Raw genomic sequence first — 24433 nt, 5'->3', positions numbered from 1 at the left:
AATATTAGTTAAACAAATAATAGAATGAGCGAAAGAAAAAAAGAAGGCACTAAAGCCAAACAAACTTGGAGAATAGGATAACTTGATGTTAACAAAACGTTTTTAAATGGTCGAAGCAGGTTGTATAAGTGTAAAATAATCATTAAATATGACAGGGAATAAGCAGTTTATTCTTTTAACCCTTGGCTGACCTAATCACCGATAAAAAAGGGGTTTTCGATTATTTTTAAAGCTGTTAAATAAAGCCTCGTGTAAACGAGGCTATTTCTGGTATACAAGGTCATATGGGTTTTCAATACACCACAAGGTGTAATATCTCAAGTCCTACGGCGCGATATAACTAGCTTATCCTTAGGACGATCCACCCAATCGGAGGGATTATTATTGAAGTTATCCGCAAGCAGATAAGACGGCGCTTTAGCTAACCAATCAGAAAGTGAAATATCTTGGTAGATACCGTTATCTAGCACAATCAGTACTTGAAGATCATCATTACCAATATTTTCAATATAGTGACCAAATCCCAGAGGCACATAACCAACGTCGGTCGGCCCATATTTTGCGGTTTGGGCGTGTCCGTGGGAACTAAACACGGTCATACGTCCTTTACCTGAAATGTAGTATTGCCACTCGTTGGCATTAGGGTGCCAATGGAGTTCACGTATAGCGCCAGGTTTGATGGTCTCGATGAGGCCGGTGATCGTTGTAGAAATGGGAAATTCCTTCGATGATGCTCGGTAAACACTCCCTGCGTCGTTCTCGAAGAAGGGTTTGTTCTTCAAAAGTTCATAACGGTGGGTGAGTGGGGCATCGTTCAATCCGCCGTCGTCAGCGGGTAGGGGAAGTTTTGGCGGGATAGCGCCACCGACGATGTAAGCTTCACCCTGTTTGATTTTAGAAAAAACAGATGCTGGCATGTTGACACTTTTCTCAAGCACCTCTTTCGGCATATGCGTTATCCAATCAGTGATGCTGAAAGTGCCAAATTCTGAGAAGTGTCCGTTATCAAAAGTCAGAATAAAATGCGCGCCATCTTCAAGCGCCTGAATGGAATGACCATGACCTTTGGGAAAATACCATACATCACCGGGACCAAAATCAGCTACTTCACTTCTGCCCTCTGGATCAATAATGGTAATACGTGCATGCCCTTCAAGCATATATGCCCATTCAGCGGCAACAGCATGCCAATGGAGTTCACGCACGCCACCCGGTTCAAGCATCATATCAACACCCGCAATCCCTTCAGATATCGGGAATTGTTCCACCGTAGCTTCCCGTGCCCATCCATTTTCCAATACCCGTTTTTTACTATCGGTGAATTTATATTTATACAAACTTTTAGCATTTGTGGATGGTTTACTATTACCAGCGGCAACCGTATTGTGCTGTTCATCAGCAACAGCCGCTTTAATCATACCACCCATGCTAGCAGCCGCCGCGCCAATTGCAGATGCCTTCAAGATATCACGACGAGAAAACATATTTATTGCCTCCAAGTACAATGGGTACCAGCAAGAATAGTTGCAAGCTGATATCTATTTGTTTGGTTTTTTTAAGTTACTGGTTGTCACAGAAGGAAAAATTAGAGGTGACTGATTAAGCATAGTAGAAAATTAATCGTCTAGGGAAAACCAGAGACAACTCTGGTTTTCCCGGAAGTGTTATTACTTCATTTACTCTTTTTTGCCAGAGCAAGGGCGAACGTATTTCATAATGCAGTCAAGTTTTTCACAAGTTTCCTGCCATTCTCTTGCTGGTTTTGAATCTCTGACCAATCCTGCGCCAGCCTGGAGCCAACAGCGCCCTTGATACTGATAGAGAGAACGTAATATCAGCGCTGCATCCAGTTTACCTGAACTATCTAATAACATGACACAACCACTATAAAGCCGGCGTGGTTCACCTTCATAACGTGAAATTGCTTGTAAAGAAGGTTTTTTCGGTATCCCCGAAGCGGTTACTGCCGGGAATAGGGCGATGAACGCATCCCAACGATTTTTGTCTGTTTGTAGTAATCCTTTTACCCGTGATGCCAAATGTTGTACTGAACCTCGTTCACGAATCGCCATAAACTCTGATACACAAAGTGTGTCGGCCTGACAAATCGGTGCCAATTCCTCTAATGCCAATTTAGCCGAAACAGCATGTTCGGAGATCTCCTTCGGGTCAGAAAGCAAATCTGCTCTCAATCGTTGATCCTGATCTTTATCATGTGTCAATGCTCTGGTACCCGCTAATGGTTGCGTGCTAACCCAGCCTGAACCATCCGCTTCAACTACGGTTTCCGGGCTAAAACCATAAACAGAGAAATCTTCATCACGTAAGAAGAAGGAGCGAGCAGGGGTGTTAGCTTGGCGGCCTAACCAGTAACTGTGTGGCATGTCAATATCCGCGCCAAGTTCAACCCGACGTGACAGGATCACTTTTTGGTAGTGGCCCGAGGCAATGTCCTTAACTGCATTGGCGACGTTATCCTGATAACATTTCGCCGCGTCTGATGTACTGATAATTTCCCTATCTTTTGCCCACGGGAAAACAGGTGTACCTAATTGATCAGCCTGTCTGATTTTTTCCCTCAATATGGCGAGTTGACTCTCTTCAAGAGTGCGTATCAGAACCTGTCCTTGAGTTATGCGTAATTCATGCTGTGGAATAGTGATTTTTATTAACGCTTCGTTTTGTTGTGCTAATGGCAACCCATATGTCATATGGGAGAATTCAAATAACGTTCTTCCATAGGCCCGCCAGTCCTGAATAGGAAGAGCACTGAGCGCCTGTTCAAGTTTTTGGCTTAATGTGCTGATATCGTATCGATGACGATTACCTTGTGGATCAATCAATTGTCCAGATGCATCTGCACTAATGGTTGCTGCACAGCCTATCCCCAGTGACCATTCATCTTTTATTTCATAGAGCATATAAGGTTGTGCATCGTCTTCTGAAAGCAAATGTGTGATCAAATCTAACGGAGTGCTGGTAATAACAACAGTTTGTTCATGATATTGCTGCATTGGGCGGCCATGTTCTGCTTGTGCCATCTGTACCAAGCGGCGTTTATCAATTTTTCCCACGGTGGTGAGTGGCCAATATGGGACAAACAACCATTGGTCAGGAATTTTATGACGCTGAACCCCTTTCTGTTGTAGAAATGCCGCTATCTGCACCGGTTCCGGTTGATTGCCGTTGTTAGGTAAACAGGCGCAGGTTCGTTCACCCAACAGTTCATCCGGCACAGAAATGACAACGGCATCATCAATGTCAGGGTGTTGCAACAGCAAGGTCTCAACTTCTTGGGTCGAAATTTTCTCACCACTGCGGTTAACCTGCTCTTTAATTCTGCCCTCAACGATCAGATTGCCATCTGAGGTCATACGAACCAGATCGCCGGTACGATAGAACCCATCGGTGGTGAAAGCCACGGTATTATGCAGCTCTGCACGGTAATATCCCGTAATGGTGTAGGGGCCACGTGTAATCAGTTCTCCTACCTCACCGGGTGTCACAGGTTGTAAATTGGCATCAACAATTTTGATCTCATCTTCTTCTGATAACGGACGTCCTTGGGTGTTAATGATGACCTCGTGGGGATCATCCAATCGGGTATAACAGAGTAATCCTTCCGCTGTACCAAACACCTGCTGCAAAGGCCCAAGGCGTGCTATTACTTGTTCCGCCAGTTCTGGGGTCAACCTGCCACCACCCACTTGCAAACAGTGTAGAGATGAAAGATCGCTTTGTTCCCAGTCGCGGGCCTGTTCCCAGAGCCGAGCCAAGGCCGGTACTAATGCCAGATGGGTTACTTTGTGTTGCTCGATTAGCGGCATGGCCTCATCAAAACTGGCGGTATCACTCAGAAGGACACTTCCGCCCTGAGAAAGGGTACCCAAAATACCGGGGCTTCCTAGGGTGAAGTTATGTGCCACAGGCAATACGGCTAGATAAACACTTTCTGTATTTACCGTACACAGACGGGCTGACAGCACAAAATCATAGGTATAAGCATCGTGAGTACGGGGAATGAGTTTCGGTGTACCGGTTGTTCCGCCCGAAAGCAGCAATACGGCAATATCACCATAACTTGGGCCGGGAATATTTACCGGTTCATCATCAATGGATGCCAATGCGGTAAATTCTTCCGCTTCTCCATCAACAATAATGTGTTTTAGATCAGGGCAAGATGACGCAATTTCTCGTGCCATTTTTCGGTAGTCAAAATCATGGAAGCAATCAGGGATAATGTAAGCAACCGGACGTGCAATCTGGCAAAGGGCATGAACATCATGAGTCCGCTGTGTCGGCATTAATAACACCGGATGAGCGCCTAACCTAAACAGAGCAAAACAGGTAACGACAAAGGAGATACGGTTAGGCAGTTGTACCATAACGTTATCCCCACGACGGATCCCACGACGAAATAGTCCGCTGGCCAATCTCTCTGCGGATTGGTGCAATTCACGGTAAGTTAGTTGTTGTTCTTGATAGATCAGCGCTGTTTTATCGCCCCAAATACCAGACCATCCGGCAAGTTGTTGGTCCAGCGTTTTGCCATTCCAAAGGTAATCTGGCGTCATAGTAAGTGTTTTCCCAGGAATAGAAAAAGGTGCCATTATGCGAACTCCTGTAAATAGACATATTGTATAAATTGTGTAATGTGACGAATAAAATTCTCAGGTTCTTGAGTAATATAAAAATGGTCGCCTACAATCTCCTTGTGGCGATATGAACGGTGTTGTTCTCCGTCTGCAAGCCATTGCTGCCACTGCTGAACTTCTACCGCGGAAGCCTCTTTATCTTCACTGCCATAAAGCAGCAATGTTGGTGTTTGCAGTTTTACCGCGTCAGCCTGAATGAACCGGTGATAGTGCTCCGTGGCAAGAAAATCAGCCCGTAGCATCGGCAAGAACAGCGCAAGCAAGCCAGGATCTTCTCGCAAAATCGGGCTACAACCGCCGATATCAATCAATTGTTCAATAAATTCATGATCAGGTAATCCGCTAAGTTGGCGGCGGGATTGAAGATGAGGTGCATGGCACCCCGAAAGCACCAGTGCCTTGGGTGAACAATTTTGTTGCTCAAGGCGTTGGCAAGTTTCAAAAGCAACTTGAGCCCCCATACTGTGACCGACAAGTATCAGGTTCTCTCTCTGTGCGGGGGTGAATGACACCATCAGGTCAGAAAGTGATTGCGCCAATGGCACAATACTGGTAGCCGCCTTTTCCGTCATACGGCTGTCTCGTCCGGGGTAAATCACCAGTGAAACCGCTATATCTGAACTTTCCAGTGTAGACCAGTGGCGGAATGCACTGGTACTGCCCCCGGCAAAGGGGCAGATTAACAGCGTATATTTGGGTTTGTCGTGAGCCGTCAGGCAAGGACGAATCATCGGGTGTGTAGGGAGTGCCCACGTCATCAACATTCTTCCTTAGTTAACATCAATTTTGCTGGCTCAATCCAAATAGGGGACGATAAATCCTGAGTAACAGGCTCTCCCATAATGCGCAAAATTCGTTGCCATAAACCTGCTAACCGCAGTTGGTAATCGTAAGCAAAAGCAGGTGGACAGGGGGCACCGTTCAAGACAGAACCCAAGGTATTGAGCAGAAATGCCACACCTTTAGCCCCATCACATTCAAATGCTGTCATCCAGTTTTTGGTTGCCGGACAAAGAATTTGTGATGTTGCTTGGTACAGATAGTTATCATCCGGCTGACTGGCATGCAGGTAGAGGCTTTGTTCGCTATTCAGATGATCAGGTGCATGAAGGACGGGTGTCCAGATGACCGGCCCGTAACTGGCTTCCTGCGTAAGATAACCGACAGGCCAGATCAGCGTCATTTTATGCATCACCAGATTGTGCATATCGGGATCTCTCGGGTCCAGATAGGATTGCACGTTTAATGTTACTGTTGTCCCGGCGAAGCTAAGTTCAAAGCAATGAAATGCACTGCTTCGCTGACCCACATAGACTATCTCCATCTGTTCTGGACAGTGACATGCCTGTAATAACAGATCGAGCGCGGAAAATAGCAATTGGCGACTGGTTGTCAAATAACCACTTACCGGACACTGCTGTGATAAGTGAGTGATTTGCCGCGCCGCGTATAACCAACTTCTTCCAGCATGGCATTGGCCATAAAAGCTATTTACCCAAAACATCGCATTATGTTTGTTGGCGGTTAATTGATGTCTTTTAATGGCTTCGGCATCAAGTGGGTGTTCCTGAATGACAGAAATTCCACGCGCCAAAAGTGCTTGAGTGAGCTGATCGCCTTTACCGCCAATAACCTCCGCTCGTATCACCACGCAGGCAATATCAATATCGTCTGGTAGTTCATCCAGTGAGCGGAATAGGGGCACATTAAAATCACAGGCAAGTTGCTGCGAACGAGCGCTGCCCTGTGCCAAAATACCGGCTAATTCCAGACCAGACTGAGGTTGTAAGAACGCATTAAGATACAATTCGCCAAATTTCGAACCGACAATCAGAACCCGCCGTGGCTTTATCATATGTTCTCCTTAACAAGATTAGTGGTTGATACTGAATTCAAGATATCTTTCATACAGGTAACCAGTGAGCCAACATGTTGATGTTGGAACAAGGTGTAATGATCGCCCGCAAGTTGTGTCACATGGACTGGCCCAAAAGCCTGCCAGCCAAGATCGATTGAGGCGATGGTGGTTGGATCGAGATAATCCATAAAATCAGGTAGTGCCTGTGCTGCCCGAATAAGCCAGAAAGGCTGTGAAGTCTGCGGTGGACAGTAGTCAAGCAACGCATTTAAGTTATGGCGCCACACGTCATAAAGTGCGGTCAGCGAGCTATCAATCTGTGCAGATTGTGGCAAAGCAGCGTGCAACGTATTAAGGAAAGTCTCTGTATCAGCAGCGATAACATGATCATCCAGAGTTAGACCGGGGAATTGCCCCTGCAAATCAAGTAGGAAATGACGATGACAAAATGTTTCATTCAGCGTCAAATCGCTCCGCACATTTGGCGCAAAGCTGTCAATTAGGATGCATTGAGAAACACGTTCACCCATCGCTCGTAATTGATGAGCCATTTCATAGGCTACCAATCCACCGAAAGACCATCCTGCCAAAGCATAAGGTCCTTGCGGCTGGAAGGCACGGATTTGACTGATATAGTCAGCCGCCAACGCCGCCACGGAAGGGGTATTTGTCGTTAAATTATCTGGCGAAAATGCCAACCCAATCATACGTTGGTCGCCGAAATTGGCTGCCAAATGGCGATATCCCAACAGATGCCCACCAATAGGATGGACGATAAACAGGGCCGGTTGCTCAACATTTCCCTGGTTCAATATCACCCCTTGGTAAGGGTTTTCTGGCTGATGTTCAATAAATTCAGCCAAAGAGTGTACGGTATCGTAAGTTTGTAGCAGACTGAGCGGATATTGACGGTTAAACGTCTGATTGATTTTCACCATTAATCGTACCGCCGCCAGAGAGTCTCCACCTAGCGTAAAGAAACTTTCATGCGCACTGATAGCTTGTTGTTCCAATACTGATTGCCAAAGGTTCAACACAGCTTGTGCTGTCACACTCAGAGCAACCGACGATGCAAGATTGACTTCCTGTGCTGCCTCCTCAACCAAGGTAGCCAATGCGCGTCTGTCAATTTTGCCGTTGTCAGATACAGGGATCGCATCAAGAATGATAAATCGCTGTGGACACATCCAAACGGGCAAGGTCTGTTGCAACCAATGAGGCAGAACCGGTAAAAGTTCTGTAGATAGCGGAGCTTCATCAGACAGACGCAAACCCGCGACAAGTTGCAATGCACCGGTTGACGTAGTATGTGCAAACGCTAACGCTTGTTGTATATCCGGGTGCTCGCATAAGCGGTATTCGATCTCGCCTAGCTCAATCCGATAGCCACGAATTTTAATCTGGTGATCATTGCGCCCCAGAAACTCAATATTACCGTCTGGCCGCCAGCGACCTAAGTCACCAGTGCGGTATAACCGTTCACCGGTTTGAGGATGAGTAATAAAGGCTTGGGCGGTTTTTTCCAAACCATCCCAGTAGCCTAGCGCTAACCCTTGTCCACCAATATAGAGTTCCCCCGTTACCCATACTGGGCAGGGTGAAAGCGTTGCATTGAGTACATAGAAAGTCTGATTAGCCAGTGGTTTTCCGTATGGAATGCTGCACCAGTTTGGATCAACCTGAGCAATAGGATAGGCAATAGACCAAATTGATGCTTCGGTCGCACCGCCCAAACTGAGAAGATTCAACGCAGGGTGGAGGGCAGATAATCTTTCCGGCAAACTGGTCGGTATCCAATCACCGCTCATCAATACCCAACGCAAGCTATTCAGGGAATGTGGATAATCTCTGGCGTATTCCTCAAGCAGTTGCACGAATGCTGGAACAGAGTTCCAAACTGTGACTGATTCTTGTTGTAACCACGTCAATAGCTTGTCAGGTTGTCGGCTGTCACCAAGAGCAGGAATAACCAGTTTTGCCCCACAACTTAACGTACCGAACAGATCATAAACTGAAAGATCGAATGTCAATTCTGAGATTGCCAGTACGCTATCGTGTTCATTGAGAGCAATGCGTTGGTTAATATCAAGAATGGTATTAACCGCACCTTGATGATCTATCATCACACCTTTCGGTTTGCCGGTAGAACCTGATGTGAAAATCACATAAGCCAAGTCCTCAATATGGGCAGACAAACGCTGTTCACCGGTATTTTTCGGCAAGCGGTTAAGTAATAGTTCATCCAAAGAGATAATCTGTAGACCATCAGGCCAACTCATCTGTTGAGCAAACTTAGGTTGAGTCAATACAGTATCAACTTCCCCTGATACCAATAGCTGATCGATGCGCTGTTGCGGGTAGCTGGCATCAATAGGTAAATAAGCCCGTCCCGCCAATAAAATCGCTATAACCGCGACAATCTGTTCCCAACCTTTTTCCATCACGACGCCAATCAGAGACGAATGCTGATTTTCTTGCGCTTGTAAATGTGCGGCCAGCGCTAGGCTTTGTGACCACAAAGTGCGGTAATCAATTTGACGATAAGCATCGACTACAGCGGTACGTTGTGGGTAGCGGTTTACCGCCTGTTCAATTAATGAACAGAGCGTATGGGGCGGAAACACATTCTTTGTTGCATTACTGTTTTGGCACAAAATCCGATCATTTGCCGGGAGCCACTCTGGAAGTGGAGCGTTCCATTGGTAATCGGGTTCAAGCAGGGCGGCGACACTAGCCTGATAGTGAGCAAACATGTTTTCTGCAACTTGTGGCTGGAACAATTGCGGCAAAATTGCCCACTGGATGATAACGCCACCCTCTGAACCGGAAATCAGCATGCAGTCGAGATAAACATGCGGTGTTTGCGCACCAAAAAGATTCAGCGTTCCCAATCCTGATGGCCCTTGACCCGCAGTACCGGTTGTATCGTTGAACACAATCGGCATACCGGCGTTTAGATTGTAACGGTGCTGATTTTTCTCTCTGAGTACCAATTGTCCGTCAAATAAAGCCTGTTGCAGATCAGCTAACCACTGTTTCTGTATCCGACTTACCGCGTCACTGAATCCTGTGCTATTGCGTAAATCCACTTCCAACAATGATGTAGTGGACAGATTTCCGACCAGCGTATCGCAATGTTGTGACATTAACAGTCGGTTGCCATGCAGAACATTGATGGTGAAATGCTCGCTGTTGCTCCATACCGCCAGAATATGGGTGAATAACGTCAGCATAACCTGTGATGGTGACGCTCGGTATTCTGCTGCACGTTGTTGCAAACGCTGCCATTGTTGCGGACTGATATATCCCGTCAGACATTGTTGATTAAGTTCTTGTGATTGATGATCTTTTAACGGTAACACCGGAGCATCAGGCAGATAAGGTAAGCGATTAAGCCAGTATTGCCGGCTTTGTTGCCAAGCGTCCCCCGTTTTCTCATCTTCCAGTGCTTGAATATAGTCACTAATAGTCGCTGCCAGTGGTTCTGGCTGCCAGTTAGGTTCCTGATATCCGCGTTGCAAATCGCGTAGGATTAACGTCAGACTTTTGCCATCAGCAACCAGTAGGTCGATAGTCAAATGTAATAAGTGTGTCCGGTCATCAGTACGATATAGTGTCAAATCAAACAGCGGCCAGTTATCGCTAGGAACGCCTTTAGTGCGCAGGATATCGCGGGCATCAGCGAGTTTTGTCTCACGTTGAGCGGGCATCATGTTACGACAGTCAATTACCGTCGGGGTATAGCAGGGCACTTCCGACAGAATATGATATTGCCCATCCTTCACATAACCACGTAATTGCGCATGGTGGTTTACCACAAGGTTCCAAGCCGCCGTGAAACGTGGCAGATCAAGATCGTTAATAGCCAGTTCAGCGTAGAAATGCGCAATACCGTTACCAAATTGGAATAGTTGGCTTTCGCCTAACCAATAGGCATATTGCAACGCTGTAAGTGGAAGCGTCTGCTCCGATGCTGGCTTAGCCTCAAGTGGAATAGCCTGTGTAGCGGGTGTTGTTTCAACTGTTTCAATTGTCCGCAAAGTACGGCAAAACTCACTCAACTTAGGGTGTTCAAAAAGCTGTTGCAGATTTGCCTGTTCGTAACCTTGACGACGCAATTGCACCACCATGCGGGTAGCAATTAAGCTGTCACCGCCACTTTGGAAAAAGTCACTGTGGCGCTGTATTGGCTGAGGAAGCAGTGAACACCAGAGCGCGATTACCTGTTGTTCTATATCATGGAATTGGTTATCCGCGGTTTCCGGTTGTACAGTTTCCGTGATTGACGATTGTGCCACGCGCTCTTCAGCGGTCACGAGCAATGGTAATTGTTCTTGCTGTTGAACATGCAATGAATAAGGCAAAGTGGAAAATTGTGCCGCTATTTCACTGACATTGAGCCGTGCTTGCCGTTCAGCCCGCGCCAGAATCAGTTGTTGATGCAGTTCTGGCCCATCTTGCCCCGGCCATTCCAATGAAATCCGATAACCGGATTTCTCCAAGCACTTACGCCAGTCCGCAAGCGCCATCAATGCACTATCGCCGCGATCATCACTCCAGGCATTAATGCCTTCAATAAAACCAACACTGGCGAGTTGCATCGCACTTTCGCGTTTAGTCGATTCAATAATCAGCAACCATCCACCGGTTTTCAGTAACCGCGACAATCGTTGCAAGGTGTTTCGCAGATGGGTTGCATCATGTAACACGTTAACCGCCAAAATCAGGTCATAACCGGATTCAGGATGCTGACTAAAATCAATACGCTGATTAATATCGAACAGCGCAAATTTTACGGTTTCGCCATAGTGATTAAGCAACTGGCGGGCATCATCCAGAAATAGCGGAGAAATATCGGTAAAGTGATAGCGTTCAAGCGATTGTGCATTGTGTTCAAGCACCTTCGCTGAGGTTGCACCGGTTCCTGCACCGACTTCCAGTACAGTGAAATGCTCAGATACCTGACTCAATTGCCGGACAATTTCAGCGGCTGTTTGATTCAGGCATCGTAACGCTGGATTCTCACTATAGAGGCTGGCCGTGATCTGTTTATCAGCAAACAGCAGTTCCAACGCATTACCTCGCCCGGCAAGCAGGGCATCATGTTGCTCGATACATGTCGCGATATAGCGGCTAATCGTTTGACACCACACTGCATCGTCCAGTTTTGCCGTAGGAGCAGGAACACGATTAAGCGGTTGCAAACAACGGTATCCATCAGCGGTTTTTTCAATCAATCCTTGGTTGCTTAATAACGTCAGCCATTGGGTAAGAAGACGCTGATACTGCGGCGCAAGTTGTAAACGTTGTTCAATCTCTGTGCGAGAGTGGCATTGCTGAGGATAAGTGAACAGATTATGACGCAGTAATGTCTGGCTCAGACCAAATAACGCTTGCTGCTCAATGTGTTGCCAGGAGCGCTCAAATGCTTGTTGTTCAGTTAACTCAGGCAGCGGTAACACATCGGTGTTTATCGCCTGTAGTTCTGGTAACTGTAATGGCAAATTATTTTCTGCCACCAGCCATAAGTTATAACCTTGCGTGTCGTCCTGACGTGGCTGAATTTCTGCCAACCGGATTTCAGGTTTGGCACGCAAATATTGTTCAGCCTGACGTAATTCAGGTTGTTGCGGCCAGAAATCATAACGTGCATGACCGGAAGGGGGGATATGAAGATCATAATGTTCTATGTGGTCAGGCCGACGGCAAATTTGCACTAACAGCGCGTTATAAGCAGCAAACAGTGCCTCAATAACTCCCGGTGCCAATACATCATCCATGCAATACCAGTTAAACAGTAGATCACCATCTACTTCCATGACTTGATGATCCAGCCAGACTTGTGGGGTTTGACTCAGAACAAAGACTGGATCACCCAGTAACTGAGTGATGGATTGTTTGATGGCGACGCCTTCTTGCGCCATTCCTAACATGCTGGTGAAAACCACCGGCGTCAGCGGTTGTCTGCTTTGTGATTCACCATTTTGTTGGCGGCCAAGTTCTCGCAACACCTCAACACCATTGACATAGTTATGGCTCAGCCGTTGCCACAGCAAAGCTTGTGTTTTCTCCATGCTGGCACGCAGGGAAGTTGCCTTACGTAAGTCAAAATCCATCAACATCACTGAGGTAAAATCACCAATCAGATCTTGAACCTCTGGATGGAAAGGTTGCCGGTTAAAGAATGTCAAGTTGAGAGTAAACAGCGGATGACGGCTATACCATTCCAGAGTATGAGCAAACAGTGTCAGCAGACCGGCAGAAGGAGTCACTCCCCATTGTTGCCAGCGTTGTTTAAGCATTTGCCAATCAGATTGTGCTAATCGACCTTCATAAGTTGTGAATTGTGGCTGACTACGCTGAGGCAATTGTAGGTTCAGTGGCAATCTTGGTGCCGGAGGCAACGAAGGTAATTGTTCCTGCCAGTATGCCCATGATGCCTGCCACTCTTTACTTGCCCGTTGAGCTTGTTCCGCCATCACATAGTCACGGAAAGTAAACACCTGTGGGATCAGTGGTTGCTGGTGGTAAGTGCGTTGCAAGTCGTCCATCATGATTCGGAAACTCTGTACATCAAACTGCAACAGATCCAGATTCATATGTAGGCGACAGCGTGCATTCGGTAGCAGAGAAACAGAAACTTCAAACAGGGGCCACTGTTCTGCTGGCGGAACCTGGTAAGAAAGCGTATGACGACGCTGAACCAGCGCCTGTTGGCAAGCTGTTTCATCCAGCATACGCAAATCATCTTGTGATAACACATACCAAGGGGTTTCAGGCAGAATTCTTTGTTGTCCGTCTTCATCCACTACCATGCGCAACATGCCATGACGCTGAATTAAAGCATTCCATGCCTTCTCAAAACGCGGAATATCAAAACTACCCAGATTCAGATCCCATTCAAATAAGACGTGACACGCGACACCACCGAAATCAATGGCCTGAGTACGACCAATCCAGTAAGCGTGCTGAATGGGCGTCAACGGGAATGGAGCGTGACGTTGGGCGTTATCAATAATGATCTCAGGCTGAGAACAGGCTACTGGTTGTTCAGGTAACGCGTCGGCAATAAGCCGATTAAGCCCCTCTAAAGTCATATTCTGATAAGCCAATTCGGCCGTTAATCTGAAACCAAATTGCTGGTGGATCACCGCATTTAGCTCCAGAAACAATAGGGAATCTAAACCAAATTGTAGTAAGTCCTGTTGCGATTCCAAACGTTCAGGCTGTTCTAACCGAAGCAATGTAGCGATACGTTGACGCAACCAATTAAGCCGTTCTTCACTGTCCTGATACAGCGTGTTATCGACCGAATGCGAAGGAGAAAGGGTTGCCACTGGGTGGCGATGGTCAGTATCAGCCTGTAAACGCCGCGAAATATCAGGGTGATGCTCATCTAACCGTATTGCCAGATAACAGGGAGATGCACTGCGCAGAGATTGATTAAAATGCCAGATACCTTCATTGACGCTGAACGGTAACATGCCATCTTGTGCCAATTTTTCCACTAATCGCCGATCGCGGGCCATACCAACGCCCCCCCAAACACCCCAAACCAATGTTTTTACCATCAACGGACTCGGTGCTGTCAGCGCCAAGGATTCCAGATAAGCATTGGCAACGGCATAAGCACCTTGCCCTTGAGCACCTAACATTGATGCGGCAGAAGAATGAAGCAACAGATAGTGTGCATTATGTTGCTTAAGAGCAATTTGCAATGCCGATGCACTCAGGGCTTTTACCGATAGCATTTGTGACAGACGTTGAGGTTCAAGTTCTGCCAACCGGGTGTGATCAGCAATACCCGCCGCATGAATTGCCCCGGCGATACCATCCGCTTGTGCCAGCGTCTGCACTGCATTTAACAAAGCTGGCGTATCAGTAACATCAACTTTAATCCAGCGTATTTCACATTCAGTATTCAGTGATAACGCTTGAACAAAAGTGTCCCAATCCGCATGTTGACGGCGGGCAAATACCGCAATTCTACGTGCACCTTGAGCCAACAACCAACGGATGGAAATCTGACCAATTCCTCCCATTCCCCCAGTCACGATATGCCATCCCTGATGGGGAATCGACATCGACTGTTGAGAAAGCAGCAAGGATTGACGTTGTAAAACCGGCACCGAGACTTGATTGCCACGTATTCTCAGCCAACGGCTATGTTCACTCAAATATCCAAGCGCTAATGACAAAGTGTCAGCATCGTTGATGTCAGCAATATCAATCGCTTGAATACGACGATGGGGATATTCTTCAACTGCGACACGTAACAATGCCCAGACAGCATATTGAGCTGGATTGATATTCTCTGGTGATAAGGTGGTTTCCGGTTGAGCGCCACAGGTGACAACAGTTAATGATGTTGCTTCATCACGTTTTAATTCGGTAATAACCTGATCGCATAATTCAAGTACATCACTGCCGGTAAGCAGTAATAAGATATTTTCGCTTTCTGGCTGTAAATGAATCCCCGCCTGACGCCAATGATTAACTATCTCGTCATTCGCAGTTGAGGAGCGGAGAGTATATACCGTTGAAGATCTTGGGTTATCTGCGATGTTTATTGTACGCCAGTGTAGGGCATAGTGGGTGTCGGGACACGGTTGTGGTGCGGGAAGCCATGAGTTGGTCGCAGCTTGTGTTGATACAAACTGACGCGGTAGATCACAACGATCGCTTAACAGGGCGAATAGACGTTCACCCGCATAAATCAAAGCCGGGAAAACAGTGAGTAAACGTGCCTCTAATAATCTGCGTTTGGCATATGGCAAGGGACGATCAGGACGATACATTTTACTTGCTGTTGGCCCAGAAACTTCCCGGTAATAACCTTGCTGGACGCAATAAATTAGCAATTGTTCCAACAAAGGGCGCCAACAAGGTTGCAGACGGCCAGCCCGAATAGTGTCGATAGCACTGAAACCTTGTTCAGTATCACGCCCATGACATTGATATATCAATGCATCGGTATACAACTCGCGTAGTGTTGCAGCATCGGGGTTTTGCTCAATGGCAGGATCGAGCAGAGCATTTACATCCAGTCCAGCGTTGATATTGGTTGTAGACTGCACAGATTTGGTTGCAGGGAAGCGATAATGTTGCTCATCAAATGGATAGAGCGGAGCATGACATTTTTCCCCAGTAAGCGAGAAAAGATGCGGCCAATCAAGATGCACACCAGCACAGTAAAGTTGCATAAGCGCCGTTTGCTGAGCTGTCTCTGGAGAGCTTTGACGCTGTACGCCAGCAATCCAGGTTTCCTGTGGCAGACTGACACGCCGCCCGATGCCGGTTAATTGTGCATCAGCGCCCATCTCCATAAATAATGCCACCCCTTGCTGGCGGGCAAATTCAACCGCCGGGTAATAGCGTACGGTCTGACGCATATGGTTACGCCAGTAGTCCGGTGAAGCCAATTGTTCAGCCGTTGCAATATTAGCTGTCAGGGTAGAAATCAGCGGAATTTCCCCCAATGCAGGTTGCAACTGGCTACAATGCAGAGAAAATGCCTCCAGTACGCCATCAAGCATGGCTGAATGTGCGGCACAGGCAACGTTAAGACGTTGGCAACGAATCTGCTGTTGCTCCAGATGTTGTGCCAAAGTAGCAATTTCCGTCTCTGTACCGGCCCAAACCCAGTGTTGTGGGCCATTGCAAACCGCCAAATCTAATGCCAGCGAATGAACGAACGGAAGTACTTCTTCTTCATTGGCAAAAACCGCCAGCATTGCGCCCCCTTGGGAGCAGCTTTGCATCAGTTTGCCTCGTACCGCAACGAGCGGCATCACCTGTTCAGGTGTGAGAATCCCGGCAACAACGGCAGCGGCAAATTCGCCAACAGAGTGCCCCAATACATAATCAGGCGTTAATCCAAGTGCCTGCCAATGTGCCGCCAATGCAATTTGATGCGCCACAATTGCCGGTTGTGCGTATTCAGTGGTGGCTAATGCGGCATCATGCTCTCCGAACATGACTGCTTTTAATGGCAATGCCAACTCTGATGCACAGGCTGCGCAGCAACGATCCAACATAGCGGAAAAAACAGAAGAGCTGGCATACATTGCTTTTCCCATGCCAGACCATTGACAACCCTGACCGCTAAATTGCCAAAGTTGCTTACTTTCGCTATTGATTTGCCCACTGAAAACATTTTGTGTTGGTTTCTTGTTAGCAAAAGCGGATAAATTTGCAGCACTCTGTGGCGTTAGAGCCAACGCTAAACGCCAGGGTAATGAAAAATCACGTCCCTGTAATGCGGTCCAGGCCAGATCTGCATGATGCTCTGGTGCACCATTGAGTGCAGCCGCATAACGTTGGGCCAATTGACGTAATGAAAATTCAGAATTAGCAGAGAGCAATAAAGGTGAAGTCTGCGCATGATGGACACGGTGACGACGTAATTCTTCCGGCAATGATTGCACGACGACATGACAGTTAGTACCACCAATACCAAACGAAGAGACGCCTGCGGTACGTAATGCTTGTGTCCAGCGTTGCCCTTGTGTTGCCAGCCTGAATGGACTTTGTTCCAACCGTAAAGCCGGGTTGGGTTGCTGAACATTGATCGTCGGTGGAATATAGCCATGCCAAACAGACAGAACCGCTTTAATCAAGCTAGCAATGCCGGCGGCCGTATCAAGATGGCCCATATTGCTTTTCACTGAGCCAAGATAACAAGGCGGTACCGCCACACTACGATCAGAAAATATGCTGCGTAGCGCATCAACTTCTATCGGATCGCCAAGAGGCGTTCCTGTACCGTGTGCTTCAATCATACCAACATCATCAATGCTGACATCGGCCAGTTGGAGTGCTTCGATAATAACGTTGCGCTGACCGTTGACCGAAGGGGCGGTAAAGCCAACTTTCTCATTACCGTCATTATTAATTGCACTGCCACGTAGCACAGCCATGATGGGATCACTATCGCGCAGAGCATCATTCAGGCGTTTTAGTGTGACAACACCAACGCCATTGCCTCCATAAGTGCCATTTGCCTGGCTATCAAAGGGGCGGCAATGCCCATCAGGCGAGAAGATCATTCCCGGCTGATACAAGTAACCACTTTCTTGCGGGAAAGAAACTGCCACACCACCAGCCAACGCCATGTCACACTCACCGGCACGCAGGTTTTCACAAGCCATATGCACAGCAACCAGTGAACTTGAACACGCTGTTTGTACCGTCAATGCTGGGCCTTTTAGGTTTAATTTATAAGCGGTACGTGTCGCAAGATAATCTTTGTCGTTACTGATTAACGCTTGAAGCCCTTTAACTTTGCCAACATCGGTCATGGAAAATTGTGACCATGAAGGCCAAGTACTGACCCGGCTACTACCAAAAACCCCGGTTTTCAACGGGACATGACGTGGTGCATAACCGGCATGTTCAAGAGCATGCCAAGCGGTCTGGAGAAAAAGACGCTGTTGAGGATCGAGCATCTCCGCTTCCTGACGTGAATAACCAAACAACGAGGCGTCAAATTGTTCCGCCTTCTCTAATATCGCTGCCCGATTGACAAAATTTTCACTCTCAATGACTTCAGGAGGAATACCTGCATCTAATAATGTTTGACGGGCGAGTGGAACAGTACACTCAACTCCGTGTTGCAGGTTATGCCAGAAAGTATCGCTATCTGGTGCCTGCGGAAAACGGCAGGCAAGGCCAATCACTGCGATAGGATCGCAATTATCGTAGTGAGGCGTTAAATCAGTCATTATGCAGCTCCTTTATGACGTTTTTCCCGTTGTTGCAGACGCTTCTGTTGTTGACGCTGACGAGGGGTAATCGACAGGCGATTTCCGTCGTGGGAATCCTTCCGGCAGCGCAAACTGAGCGTCTCTGGTGTTGGATAAGCAAATAAATCAGTCACGGCAAGATGATGAAAACCCGCATGTTGTAATTTGCTATGCAATTGAATTAGCTGTAGCGAGCTGGCTCCTGCCTCAAAAAAGTTTTGTTGTGCGTTAATAGGATGATCTGTTATGGACAAGAACAGGTGTTGAATTTCACTGCATATTTGAGGGTCTAATCCCTCCGAACGCAGTGATGACACAATGGCAACAGCCGTATTTTCAACCATCACGGATTGCTGGCGCGGCACCAGTTGTTCCAGTGCTGCATGCCAGCTTTCTGGCTGTGCCGCAAGGGCACGCAACAGCGTCATGTAACTGTTAAACATGTTTTGCAACTGACGCGGTTCAAACAATTCTTCGACAGCATCCCAGTTTAGACAAAGTTCGTTATCAGATTCATAAACCTGGTGATCCAACCAGATTTGTGGCGTTTGGGAAATACCCCAAACGGGTTTCATCCACGATGAATGCGAAAGGAATTGCCCTTGGTGTGTTCCCAATGCACTGGTGAAAACGACCGGCATAATGGCCGCATCGGGGCTACGGCTCTGTGCCAATTCACGCATCACTCTAATTGCTGAAATGTGACGGTGATCTAGATCCTGCCATAACTGTTGTTGCAATCTACGGGCACTTGATAACCAATTTTTCTCCGGGTGCCAAGCCAGTAATGACAGTGAAGTGAAATCACCCAGAATATGATTAATATCTTCATGCCAGTGCGGACGATCGAACAGAGTAAGGTTGAGTGTCAGTTCTGACCTCGTACTGAACGCAGAAAGAACCGCTGCATAAGCCGCAATTAATAGCGCGGAAGGCGTTATTTGATAAGGAGCTGCATGTTGTTTCAACTGGCTCCATTCATATGCAGATAGCCGATCGCTATAGCGCACAAAACGTGGCGATTGAACCTTTTCCGGGGCAATACGCAGTGGCAATTGTGGTGCCAGTGGTAATGTTTTCACTTGCTCCTGCCAATATTGCAGCGAACGCTGATGTGCTGGTGCCTGTTGCTGGCGTAGTACACAATCCCGGAATGTGACTTTCAATGGTGGCAATTCATGCAGCTCGTCGAGATAAAGCTGTTCTAATTCGGCCAGCAATATCTGCATGCTCAACCCGTCTAATAGCAGATTATCCAGACTGACAAATAACCGGGAGACAATCCCATCGTCTTGCGCAAGCTGAAAATCGAACACTGGCCAGCTACTGGCATCTAATACTTGATGCGAAAGCTGTTCACGTAATGTATCTGCCTGCGTAATATTGGTGAATTGATGTTGTTTGACGGAGAACAGCGGGACATTTTCTAATACCTGTTGCTGCCCATTGACAACCACGGTTCTCAGCATGGGATGACGCTGAATCAGACGATTTAACACCCGATTTAAACGTTGAACATCTAACTGCTCTATCTGGTATTCAATAAAGAAATGCGCGCCAACACCACTTAAAGCGAAACCCGGATGGCGTCCGACCAAATAAGCCTGCTGAACTTCCGTGAGTGGGAAAGGCTGGTACTCATTTTGCTCTTTCGGCAGAGCGCACGCTGTTGATGAAGTTTCAGCCAGAGGAACCAGTGTCGCCGCAAATGCAGCCAATTGCGGGTTACGGAAAAGATGACCGAGTTCACCTTTGAAGCCTTGTTGTGTCAGTTCACCAACCAAACGTGTAGCCAGAAGACTATCACCGCCAAGTTGGAAAAAGTCGCTGTCACGGCCCAGTTGTTCTGTATTGAGCAAGCGTTGCCAAATGCCAGCAACGGTTTGTTCCACCGCATTCAACAAAGCCATTTCATTCTGGCGTGGTGCTGTCTCTGTTTTTGTCGCGGACGGTAGTTCTTGCGATAGCGCCTTACGATCAATTTTGCCGTTAGGTGTCAGTGGCAGGCGAGGAATGATATGCAAGCGCTGTGGGATCATATATCCCGGCAGATGTTGTGCCAGGACAGCCTTAATTTTTTCCCGATCAGGGATAGTGACGCTGTCACTTGCTTGCATCAGTAGAACACTAAGGTTACCGATGGTAATTGGGGCTTCGGCCTGTAATGGGAATAGTCGTGATAATAGCGATAACCACTGTGACGCAGAGCGTAATTGAATACCTTGAGGTGAAAGCAATTCAGTCGTAATCAGGGAAAGAGACGATGCCTGTTGCAACTCCATTGCCAATATCAACGCGCCAGGTTGAGCAAGGGGTACCAATTCCTTGACACAACATGCGGGATCTTCTTCTCGGTGTAATACGTTATTCAGCAGAATAATATCAGCCTGATGTTGCAGAGATTCAGGAACTTGTTCAGGCCAACTTTGTTTATGTTTAGACCAGCCTTGCACTTTAGACCAATATTGTACTGATGCATGAGCATAACCGCTTAACCGTGTTTGCGCCTGATTGACCAGTGCCTGAGAACGTTCAAAGCCGAGATAACAGAGGTGCTGATCAGTAATATGCTCTGCTAACCACTGCGCACAGCGACCGCTGCGAGCATCAAACTCCATCAAAGTCACGGGGCGTTGTAATCGCTGAGAGAGGGCAGTGATGACCTGTTGCAACCCTGCCAACCACTGCTGGGTTTCTGGCAACACAAACAATTGTTGTTCCGGTGCGAATTGCGGATCGTCAAGTAATGCAACCGCCGTCTGTTGCCCGGTAAGAACATCGCGTAACACAGTGTGCCAACGTTCCGGGATACCTATCGCCTGATCATTGGATGTAGCGGGTAACCATCCGACCTGATATATATACGGTGTAGATTCAACCAGTACCTTACATTGGCAAAGATATGCCAACATACGGGCAAACCAGTTATGGTATTCCAGTTGGGGCTGATAGTGTTTCAAGCAATCTGTCAGTGACTGCGGTGAAGTAAAGGTAATACCGTGACGAGATAGATGTTCCAGCAGGAACATGGCAACTTGAGGTTCACTGTTATCTACGGTTATTGCCTGCACTGCGGGGAACAGATCACGATAGCCAGCAGGTAACTGAGGCGCACGATTTACCCGTTGGCATAAAGAATCACCTTCCAATTCAAGGAACGCCACTAGCGACTTCTCTTTTTCACCACTGGCGAGTGCCACCCCTTTACTGATTCCAATTACCTGATTAAGGGCAGCATCAATTTCTCCCAACTCAATTCGGTAACCACCAATTTTTACCTGACTATCACGACGTCCCAGAAATTCAAGCCAGCCCTCAGGATGGTAACAACCTAGATCACCGGTGCGGTACCAACGTTCCCCTTGATCGACAACAAATTGAGCGGAAGTGCGTTCTTCATCATTAAAGTAGCCTAATGCGACACCGGCACCACCAATCCAAAGCTCACCGACAACCCAGTCAGGACAATCACGGCCATCTTCACCTACGACACGGTAACGCTGGTTAGCTAAAGGATAGCCATACGGAATGGAACGCCACTGTGCTTCAACTTCTTTGACGATATATTCGTTTGACCAAATAGCCGCTTCTGTTGCACCCCCCATTGCACTCAAAACACCATCAGGATTGAAGGCGCGGTAACGTTTAGGCAGTGACAAGCCGATCCAGTCCCCGGACAGCATCACAGTACGAAGTGCTTTCGGCGCATCGACCTCCATGCCTTCGCAATAGGTCAGTAACATATCGAACAGTGCAGGCACACTATTCCACAACGTCACATGATGACGCGTGATCAGCATTTCCCAAGTTGATGGGTCACGACGTTGCGCTTCACCAATTAATACCAGCGCACCTCCCGCGGTGAGAATACCGAAAATGTCATAAACGGAGAGGTCGAAATGTAGGGCAGAGAGTGCCAATAACCGGTCGCTACTTTGGACCTGATGACGGCGATTAATATCCAAACAGGTATTGAGCGCATTTTGGTGGCTGATAACCACTCCCTTTGGCATACCGGTTGAACCAGAGGTATAGATGATATAAGCCGGATCAGTAACCGCACGCTTAGCCATGTTTGCCAAAGGCGGCCATTGCTCATTCTGATGCCAGGAAACACCGTGCACATCTTGTGACCAGTTATCACCTTGTTTTTCAAGATCAATGTGCTGTTCAGGATCAATGATAACGACACGAATTCCAGCACTTTCGCAGATAGCACGACGTCGGTTTACTGGCTGATCAACAGGAACTGGCACATAAACGCCGCCGATATAAAGTATCGCCAATACCGCAACAATTTGCCCGACGCCTTTTTCCATGCTAATGGCAACCCGATCTCCCGGTATAACCGACATTTTTTGCAACACGGTTGCTAACCGGCGAGCGGCCAAACTTAATTCACCATAACTGATTTCCTTATTATTAGTCACCAAAGCAACAATATTTGGTGTGCGTTCTGCCTGCAAAAACACACCTTCATGCAGAAGGGCATCCGGCAAAGGTTCAGTTGTGTCATTGATCTGATACCGAAGCTGGTATTGCGATTTAGGCATCAGATCCGGTAATTCTTTACTCCACTGTGTGGCGTTTTCCGTTAGATTTCCAATGAACCCCTGATAGGCGGTAAATAAGGTATCCATTAACCCATCTGGGAAGAGTTCATCGTTACTATCCCACTGAATATTCAGCGTGTTTTCATGTTCAAATGCAACGAAATCCAGCCATACTTGAGGGGTTTGTGATATTCCCCAACTTGGTTTTCCCAGAACATCACGAGTATTTTCACCATATAAAGGTCGGCCTAAATTGCTGGTAAACACAATTGGCGCACCATGTGGATGGCCGCCGCGTTTTTTAAGTTCACGTAAAACTTCTACCCCAGACCAATGACGGTGTTCGTAAGCTTCCGCAAATGTTGCCTGCGCATCTTTAGCGAGTTGGCAGAACGGCAAATTATCAGCGGGAATATCTAATAGCAGAATATTAGTAAAGTCGGCCAGCAGGCTATCAACCGCGGTATGCAACGGCGCTCTATCAAACAATGTCAGGTTAAACAACAGACGGGGAGCATGATTCCAGCGACACAATAAACCAGCAAATGCGGTCACCAATGCCATCGTTGGCGTAACACTGTTTTGTTGAGCACGTTGTTTAAAACGTTGCCAATGTTCGGGAGCCAAGCAGAAACATCTGCGCTGAATGCGGACGTTTTTTATTAGCGAAGGTTCCTTAGCCAGAGGAAGTTGCGGGGCAGGGGGAAGGGTATCTAACCTGTTACGCCAGAATATCTCTGCCTCTTGTCGAGCCTGCGCAAATTCCGCCTGATATTGCGCCAAATAGCTGCAAAAATCGTAGTCAGAAGGGATAACAGGCAGGTTGCGTTTAACAATTAATGCCGCCAGTTCAGTAAAGAACAGGCTAAAACTGGCGGCATCCATGATCAGCAAATCAATATTAGCGTGCAACCGGTGCTGATTCTCACCAAACAGACTGAGCTGAATATCGAACGTCTCCCCTTGTTCAACCTGTAATACCCGATGGCTTAGTTGTTCACGTATATTATTCAGCGCTTGTTGCTGTCCGTCTGCTGTCAAGCTGCGCAGGTCATGAACCGTTAATTTTTTCCAATAAGCATCGGCCATCCCTTGCTGGCGACCATCGGGCAAAAACCGCACTCGTAACATCGGATGTCGCTGAATCAACTTATGAATTGCCGCTTCCAGTTGTTCAGGTTCTAACCCGATACCGTCAAATTCGTGATATAAATGACAACCGACTCCTCCCAATGTCTGTTCTGGCGAACGCCCAACAAAATACGCATGTTGTACTGCGGTCAGCGGGAACGGACGCGCATCTGCAATCAGTGGCTGTACCGCATCAAGCTTAGGTGCTGCGTGAGTAACAGGCGCATGACGTTGCAGAAGCTGGCTCCAGGCATACAGTGTAGGGTTTTGATAAAGTTCACGAAGGGTGACGCGATATCCCTGACGCCTCAACTGGTTTAACAATGCCATCATTTGCATTGAGTCCAGCCCTTTGCGAATTAAATCATCGTTATCATCCACCAGTGTATTTTTTTGAGTAAACAGGCCAGATATGATCTGACGCAGTGAATCTGGAGAGACAAAATCCTTGTGCATGAAGATATCCTATAAATAATAACGGTTACGAAGCGG

At 47.4% G+C, this 24433-nt stretch carries 6 protein-coding genes; all 6 read right to left on the bottom strand.

Going from position 1 to position 24433, the window contains the following annotated elements:
• Window positions 1–317: 317 nt before the first annotated feature.
• The 6 genes from SLS51_RS05930 to SLS51_RS05905 all read right to left on the bottom strand — a co-directional run bounded on the left by SLS51_RS05930 (window position 318) and on the right by SLS51_RS05905 (window position 24397).
• Window positions 318–1484 (bottom strand): cupin domain-containing protein, encoded by a 1167-nt coding sequence (locus tag SLS51_RS05930; RefSeq protein ID WP_323836426.1) that lies wholly within the window; start codon window positions 1482–1484, stop codon window positions 318–320.
• A gap of 192 nt (window positions 1485–1676) precedes the next feature.
• On the bottom strand, window positions 1677–4574 hold the full coding sequence (locus tag SLS51_RS05925) for a salicylate synthase (RefSeq protein ID WP_439126851.1): 2898 nt from the start codon (window positions 4572–4574) through the stop codon (window positions 1677–1679).
• Window positions 4575–4609: 35 nt separating this feature from the next.
• Window positions 4610–5386, bottom strand: coding sequence for a thioesterase II family protein (locus SLS51_RS05920; protein ID WP_439126850.1), 777 nt, complete (start codon window positions 5384–5386; stop codon window positions 4610–4612).
• A 26-nt stretch (window positions 5387–5412) separates the two neighbouring features.
• Complete coding sequence (locus tag SLS51_RS05915; RefSeq protein ID WP_323836421.1) at window positions 5413–6510, bottom strand: Gfo/Idh/MocA family oxidoreductase; 1098 nt, start codon at window positions 6508–6510, stop codon at window positions 5413–5415.
• A complete protein-coding gene (locus tag SLS51_RS05910; RefSeq protein ID WP_323836419.1) occupies window positions 6507–18236 on the bottom strand; it encodes a non-ribosomal peptide synthetase/type I polyketide synthase in 11730 nt (3909 codons plus the stop codon). The genes SLS51_RS05915 and SLS51_RS05910 overlap by 4 nt, the downstream gene beginning before the upstream one ends.
• Window positions 18236–24397, bottom strand: coding sequence for a non-ribosomal peptide synthetase (locus SLS51_RS05905; protein WP_323836417.1), 6162 nt, complete (start codon window positions 24395–24397; stop codon window positions 18236–18238). The genes SLS51_RS05910 and SLS51_RS05905 overlap by 1 nt, the downstream gene beginning before the upstream one ends.
• Between the last annotated feature and the right edge of the window lie 36 nt (window positions 24398–24433).

Source organism: Photorhabdus africana (genome assembly GCF_035181445.1).
Lineage (GTDB): Bacteria > Pseudomonadota > Gammaproteobacteria > Enterobacterales > Enterobacteriaceae > Photorhabdus > Photorhabdus laumondii.
This window is presented reverse-complemented; position numbering and strand designations above follow the sequence as displayed.

Coding starts and splice junctions, on each gene's coding strand:
- SLS51_RS05930 (WP_323836426.1), bottom strand. CDS start 1,484: ATGTTTTCTCGTCGTGATATCTTGAAGGCATCTGCAATTGGCGCGGCG.
- SLS51_RS05925 (WP_439126851.1), bottom strand. CDS start 4,574: ATGACGCCAGATTACCTTTGGAATGGCAAAACGCTGGACCAACAACTT.
- SLS51_RS05920 (WP_439126850.1), bottom strand. CDS start 5,386: ATGATTCGTCCTTGCCTGACGGCTCACGACAAACCCAAATATACGCTG.
- SLS51_RS05915 (WP_323836421.1), bottom strand. CDS start 6,510: ATGATAAAGCCACGGCGGGTTCTGATTGTCGGTTCGAAATTTGGCGAA.
- SLS51_RS05910 (WP_323836419.1), bottom strand. CDS start 18,236: ATGACTGATTTAACGCCTCACTACGATAATTGCGATCCTATCGCAGTG.
- SLS51_RS05905 (WP_323836417.1), bottom strand. CDS start 24,397: ATGCACAAGGATTTTGTCTCTCCAGATTCACTGCGTCAGATCATATCT.